Source organism: Mycobacterium sp. TH-M106 (assembly GCF_057473765.1).
Genome location: NZ_JBYCLE010000181.1, coordinates 1 through 6,440, shown reverse-complemented (window position 1 = coordinate 6,440; position 6,440 = coordinate 1). Strand labels below are relative to the sequence as shown.

6 protein-coding genes are annotated in these 6,440 nt (G+C 69.7%); 3 read left to right on the top strand and 3 right to left on the bottom strand.

Features of this window, described 5'->3' with window-relative positions; all coding sequences use genetic code 11:
* From AC2VOP_RS06295 to AC2VOP_RS06285, 3 genes are all read left to right on the top strand, one after another.
* Positions 1 to 430, top strand: a 430-nt coding sequence (locus tag AC2VOP_RS06295; RefSeq protein ID WP_486960157.1) for a carbohydrate ABC transporter permease, incomplete at its 5' end; no start/stop codon positions are given.
* Positions 417 to 1,229 (top strand): carbohydrate ABC transporter permease, encoded by an 813-nt coding sequence (locus tag AC2VOP_RS06290; RefSeq protein ID WP_486960156.1) that lies wholly within the window; start codon positions 417 to 419, stop codon positions 1,227 to 1,229. The genes AC2VOP_RS06295 and AC2VOP_RS06290, both read left to right, overlap by 14 nt.
* Positions 1,230 to 1,323: 94 nt before the next feature.
* Positions 1,324 to 2,643 (top strand): ABC transporter substrate-binding protein, encoded by a 1,320-nt coding sequence (locus AC2VOP_RS06285; RefSeq protein ID WP_486960155.1) that lies wholly within the window; start codon positions 1,324 to 1,326, stop codon positions 2,641 to 2,643.
* 23 nt (positions 2,644 to 2,666) lie between these two features.
* On the opposite strand, the gene AC2VOP_RS06280 is transcribed toward AC2VOP_RS06285, so the two are convergent.
* The 3 genes from AC2VOP_RS06280 to AC2VOP_RS06270 all read right to left on the bottom strand — a co-directional run.
* Positions 2,667 to 3,464, bottom strand: a complete 798-nt coding sequence (locus AC2VOP_RS06280; protein WP_486960154.1) for a CbiQ family ECF transporter T component — start codon at positions 3,462 to 3,464, stop codon at positions 2,667 to 2,669.
* Positions 3,461 to 5,536, bottom strand: coding sequence for an ABC transporter ATP-binding protein (locus AC2VOP_RS06275; RefSeq protein WP_486960153.1), 2,076 nt, complete (start codon positions 5,534 to 5,536; stop codon positions 3,461 to 3,463). Before AC2VOP_RS06275 ends, AC2VOP_RS06280 begins: the two co-directional genes overlap by 4 nt.
* 89 nt (positions 5,537 to 5,625) lie before the next feature.
* Positions 5,626 to 6,440 (bottom strand): esterase-like activity of phytase family protein (locus tag AC2VOP_RS06270; protein ID WP_486960152.1); only part of this gene is annotated, 815 nt, incomplete at its 5' end.

Sequence of the window (6,440 nt, the reverse complement as noted above, 5' to 3'; positions counted from 1 at the left end):
CGGGCTGGCGCTGCCGGTGGTGTCCGCGGTGGTGGTCTGGACCAACGTCGGCTACGTCGCACTGTTCTTCCTGGCCGGCATCCTGGCGATCCCGGCGTCGTTGCACGCCGCAGCGCGCGTCGACGGCGCGTCGGCCCGGCAGCGGTTCTTCCGGATCACGCTGCCGATGCTGCGGCCCACCATGTTTTTCGTTTTGGTCACCGGGGTGGTCAGCGCGGCGCAGGTGTTCGACACCGTCTACGCGCTCACCGGCGGCGGGCCGGGCGGTCGTACCGATCTGATCGCGCACCGGATCTACGCCGAGGCGTTCGGCGCGGCGGCGATCGGCCGCGCTGCGGTGATGTCACTGGTGCTGTTCGTCATCCTGGTTGGCGTCACCGTCGTTCAGCAGGCCTACTTCCGCCGTCGGATCACCTATGACCTCACGTAACGCTGTTGTTTACGCCGTGTTGTCGGTCGGTGCGTTGATCACGTTGGCGCCGTTCGCACTTGGCCTGCTGACGTCGTTCACGTCGACGCACCAGTTCGCCACCGGGACTCCGCTGTCCTGGCCGACTCCGCCCACACTGGCCAACTATGCCGACCTGGGCGGCGCGGGTTTCGGCCGGGCGCTTGCGGTCACCGCGCTGATGACAACAGTGATACTGCTTGGGCAGCTGAGTTTTTCTGTGCTGGCCGCGTATGCGTTCGCTCGGCTGCGGTTCCCGGGCCGTGACATGCTGTTCTGGGTCTACGTGGCGACGCTGATGGTGCCGGCCACCGTCACGGTGGTTCCACTGTATCTGATGATGGCACAGCTGGGTTTGCGGAACACGTTCTGGGCGTTGGTGTTGCCCTATCTGTTTGGCTCACCGTATGCGATCTTCCTGCTACGCCAGCACTTTCGCGCCATCCCTGACGACCTGGTAAACGCCGCCCGGCTGGACGGCGCTAACACGGCCGACATCATCGTGCACGTGGTAGTGCCGTCCAGCCGGGGAATTTTGGTCACGCTGGCGTTGATCACCGTGGTGTCGCAGTGGAACAGCTTCTTCTGGCCGCTGGTGATCACCGGCGGCCAGAAGTGGCGAGTGCTGACAGTGGCGACGGCCGCGCTGCAGTCCCGCTACAACGCACAGTGGACGCTGGTGATGGCCGCGACGACGGTGGCGATGGTCCCGCTGGTCGTGCTGTTCATGACGCTTCAGCGCGCCATCGTTCGATCGATCATCGTGACGGGGATCAAATGAATTTTCCGTGCGCCGGTCCCAGCGAGATTGCATCCAGGGCTGTGAATCCCGCCGACCCGCAACCCTGCATGCAATCTCAACGCAGGAGCATGCCGTGACCCGACCGCGATTCTCCACGGTATTCGCCGTCGCGGTGGTGCTGGTCGCGGCGCTGCTCGGTGCGGCGGCAATCCTGCTGGATGCTGCGGCGCGGCCGGGCAGCGGAACAACCGTGGTGACGGTGCGCCTCTGGGACGAGCAGGTCGCCGTCGCGTACCGGGAGTCGTTCGCGGCGTTTCACCGGGCACACCCCGACATCGACGTGCGCACCAACGTGGTGTCGTTTGCGACGTACTTCCAGACGCTGCGCACCGACGTGGCCGGCGGCGGCGCCGACGACATCTTCTGGCTGTCCGACGCGCATCTGGCTGGCTACGCCGACAACGGCCGACTGCTGAATATCGATGTGGTATCAACGGACTGGGACCGTTCGGTGGTCGACCAGTTCACTCGCAACGGTGTGCTGTGGGGAGTGCCGCAGCTGACCGACGCCGGTATCGCCGTGTACTACAACGCCGACCTGCTCGCGGCTGCCGGGGTCGATCCGGCCCGGCTCTCGGCGCTGCGCTGGGATTCCGGCCGAGACACCCTGCGGCCACTGCTGGCGCGGCTCACCGTCGATGCCGCCGGACGTAGCGCGGGCACACCGGGTTTCGACGAGCGGCGGGTTAGGCAGTGGGGCTACAACGCCGCCAACGACCCGCAGGGCATCTACCTGAACTACATCGGTTCGGCAGGCGGGGTGTTCCAGCGCGACGACCGATTCGCCTTCGACAACCCCGAGGCGATCGAGGCGTTCAGCTACCTGGTCGGGCTGATCAACCAGGACCACGTCGCACCCCCGGCTGCCGACACCAACGACAACGGTGACTTCTCCCGAAACCAGTTCCTGGCCGGCAAGATGGCGCTGTTTCAGTCCGGCACCTACAACCTCGCGGCGGTCGCCGAGCAGGCCGGCTTCCGCTGGGGAGTGGCGATGCTGCCCGCCGGCCCGGCCGGCCGGGTCAGCGTCACCAACGGCATTGCCGCAGCGGGCAATGCGGCTTCAGCGCATCCCGACGCGACGCGACAGGTGCTGGCTTGGATGGGCAGCGCCCAGGGTAACGAATACCTCGGCCGTCGCGGGGCGGCGATCCCGGCGGTGCGGACGGCGCAGCGGGTGTACTTCGACTACTGGGCCGGCCGCGGCGTAGACGTCACCCCGTTCTTCGCGGTGCTGGCCGGACCCCGTCTCCCCGCCCCAGGCGGTGCCGGGTTCCCGGCCGGGGACCAGGCGCTCAAACCGTATTTCGACGAGATGTTCGCCGGCCGCGCCGACGTCGCCACCACCTTGCGCCGGGCCCAGTCGGCGGCCAACGCAGCCGCACAGCAGTAGCTACGGCCGCGCGTGCGCTGAAGCTAAAAAGAGACCGCGGCGCCGCAGACCGCAGCGACGATCAGCAGGGCCACCCAGTCGGCAAGTCTGGGACGCCCCGGAGCCGCCGAGATCTGACCGATCCCGCCGCGGGCGGTGATCGCGTCGCCCATCTCGTCGGCCCGCCGCAGGGTCACGATGATGGCTGCGGCGATCAGGTCGATCACCTCCGCGGTACGCCGGCGGCGCCGCTTCGGCCGCAATCGGCGGGCGGCGTAGAGCACCCGGAACTCGTCGACCAGCATCGGGAAGGCCCGCAACGCCAGCGCCAAGGTGACCGCCCAGTCGTCGACCGGAATCCGCAACAGGTGCAGCGGTCGGCTCAGAGTAGCTACTGCGGGCGCGATTTCGGCGACATTGGTGGTCCACGACACCATGGCGCCCAGACCCAACAGCACGACCGACAGCGCAGTGATGCGAAGGAAATTCGACAGCCCTCCCAAACCGAGCGCGACCGGGCCCACCTCGATCACCGGGCCGCCCCGCGCCATCCCCGCGGTGACGGCGCCGACGGCGAGCAGGATCCACAGCCACCTGGGCGGCGACGGCAGCGCGCCGCGCGGAATACGCGCCAACCGGGCCGCCGCTAGCACCAGCAGCGCCACCAGGCCGATCGGCACCCATCCCGGATCAAATGTCAGCAGAATCGAGATAGCGGCAACGGCAATCAGTTTGGTGCCGGCCCACAGCCGGTGCACGGGCGAGCTGCCCGGCACCGGGCGCAGCAGCACCACCGGGCGCCGCAGGCGCTTGGCCGCCGCGGGCGGTGCGGTTCCAGTCACGCCACACCCCCCGCGGGGGCGGGTTCGGAGGCCAGCACGCCGTCGTGCAGGTGCAGGGTCCGCGGGCACAGCGCCTGCAGCCCGGTGGCGTCATGGGAGACGACCACCACAGTCAGGCCGGTGTCTTTGCGCAGATCCTCCAGCAGCCGCAGCAGACCGTGCCGGCTGGCAGAGTCCAGGCCAGCCAGTGGTTCGTCGAGGATCAAGGCGTGCGGCGAACGGGCCAGCAGGCCCGCCAGCACCACCCGGCGCATCTGGCCTCCGCTGAGCTGATCGATGCGCCGCCGGGCCAGCTCCGCGTCCAGGCCGACAACGGCCAGCGCAGCGGCCACCCGACCGTGGTCTCTCGCCGAGAAGCCGGCTGCGGTGGCCACTTCCCGCCCGACGCGGCTGCGCATCAGCTGCAGCCGGGCCGCCTGAAACGACAGCGCGACCGCGCCGACCTGCTCGGCGGCGGGGCGACCGCCGACCAGGCACGTTCCGCTGGTCGGCACCGTCAGGCCGGCCATGATCCAGGCCAGCGTCGACTTGCCGGAGCCGTTGCCGCCGTGGATCAGCAGCCCGTCACCCTCGGCCACCGCGACGTTGATGTCGCGCAGCGCAGCCTTGGCCCACGGCGTGCCGCAGTTGTATTCGTGGCTGACACCGCGCAATTCGAGCACCGGGCCGCCGGAACGGTGACCATTGCGGACGACGGTGCCGACTGTGCGGACCGTCTCGATCATCTCGGCATTGTCAGGTGAGTCGCTGAGGCGGATGGTGCGGTCGGCGGTCGCGGCCTCGCTGTTGTAGTGCGTGATGTGCACCAGCGACGTGCGATGCCGCCCAGCAGACCCGGCCAATCCCGTCAGCACCCGAAGCAGGGCGTCCCGGCCCTGCGGGTCGATCATGCTGGTGACCTCGTCGGCGATGAGCAGGGCCGGTTCGCGGGCCATCGCCGCGGCGACCGCCAACCGTTGTAGCTCACCGCCGGACAGCCCGCCGGTGTCACGTTCGGCGAAACCGTCCAGGCCGACTTCGCCGAGCAGCCGGTCGATGTCGGGGGTGGTGCCCGGCGGTAGGCCCCACACCACATCGTCAGCCACCCGGGTGCCCAATACCTGGCTCTCCGGGTGCTGCATCACGACCGCGGTCCCGCCGGGCCGGCCCAGACCCACCGCGCCGGGACGCTCGACGGTGCCCGCTGTCGGTTCTCGGCCGGCCAGGACCAGCATCAGTGTGGTCTTGCCGGAGCCGTTGGCGCCGGTGACCGCGAGGTGCTCGCCGGGTCGCACCTCGAGACTGATCGGGCCCAGCGCGTCGTGGCCGGTGTGCGGATAGCGGAAGCGCACGTCGTGCAGCCGCACCGGCACCGGCTGGACCGGGCGACACCCCGAGTCGGTGCCCTCATCGGTTCCGGCGTCCAGTTTGTGCACATCGGGCACACCGCGCAGCCGCCCCAGCACCCGCGACAGCGCCCACCAGCCGATCAAAGAGATGACCATGACCGTCACGACCGTCTCACCGAGGATCAGCCAGGGCCAGTGGTGCAACGCCACGGCGAAGAACCGGCGCAGATGCTCGGCGGCCACCGGCGCATCCGGCAGCCCGGGAATCCGCTCTATGCCCGCCGCAACTCCGTCGATATTGGCGGTGAGGGTGTCGAATACCAGGTGCCGCAGCCGCGCCAGGATGGCCAGTGCGGCGACGTTGGTGGCGCCGAAGACAGCGCCGGCGACAAGGGCGGTGGCGATCACGGTCGGCGTCCCGCGGCGCCGGCGCTTGACGACTCCAGTCAGCCCCCCGACGTAGACGCAGTTCATCACCGTCATGAACCCGCCCATACCAGCGATCAGGAACGCGATGGCCCCAGCGGCCACCGTGGCGGCGAACAGCACCCGGATCCGGTACCTGTAGGCCACCAGCCCCATCGGCACCGTGCCCAGCAGCGCCAGCACGGCCGCAAACGGCACCACCACGGAGATGATCGCGGTCGCGGCGCAGAGCGCGGCCATCACCGCGGCCTGCGCCAGCTCGCCCGGTTGCAGCGGCCGGGCCCGTGCGGGCGGGTTCACCGGGCCGGTTGCGGTCATTTCACCGATTGTGCCAGCGGCCGCTGTCATGGCGTGCCCCGCGATGCCAGCGCTGTGCTCATCACCGAAAAGGGGCGTTCGCCCGGTTCTCACCGCATCGCGAACAGCAGGAACTGGGTCACCTGGGCCGGGGTGAAATTGTCGTCGCTGACCAGCACCACCGTCTGACGGCCGTCCGGCAGCCGTGGCCCCAGCGTGATCCCTTCGACATTGTCGACACCGCCCAGCGGCGCCAACCCCGGAGTGGCGGACAGATCGGCCAGCAGTGTCTTGGTCATCGGCGTCACCGGCGTCACCGGAGTGCCGGCCAGCGACGGCACCGCCAGCACGTCGGTGGCGCCGGCGATCTCGGCGCGGAACAGCCGAACTGTCGGATGCGCGCTGAAAGCCCGTTCCACCACCAGGAACTCGGTGTCCGACAACGCCACCAGGTCGGTGAGGCCGTTGGTTCGCGCGGGTCCGGTCGCCGGCTCCAGCGGATAGGCGTATTGGGCGACCGGTGCGCCGGTGTCGACGTCGAACGCGGTGATCCGGACCGGCGCGCCGTGGCCGCGGTCCGGCGTCGGACCGTCGTCGTAGCCGGGCGCTTCCATGGCGGCGAACACCACTCGGCCGTCGGGGGTCAGCGTCAGCCCCTCCAGCGCGTTGTTGCGTCGCGGCCCGCTGCGCTGCGGCGACATGGCCAGATTGGCCGGCATGGTGAAGCGGCCCAGGTAGCTGCCGTCGAGCCCGGCGATCCGCACCCATGGGTCGGCCAGCACCGGCCCGACCGGGGTGTCGGTGAGCCGCTCGCCCTCCGATGACCAATACAGCCGCTGCCGTCGCGCGTCGAAGGCGATGCCCTCCGGGTCGGGCGGCACGACCGGCGGCGACCTGCGCAGCGCGAGCGGGCCGAACGGGCGGC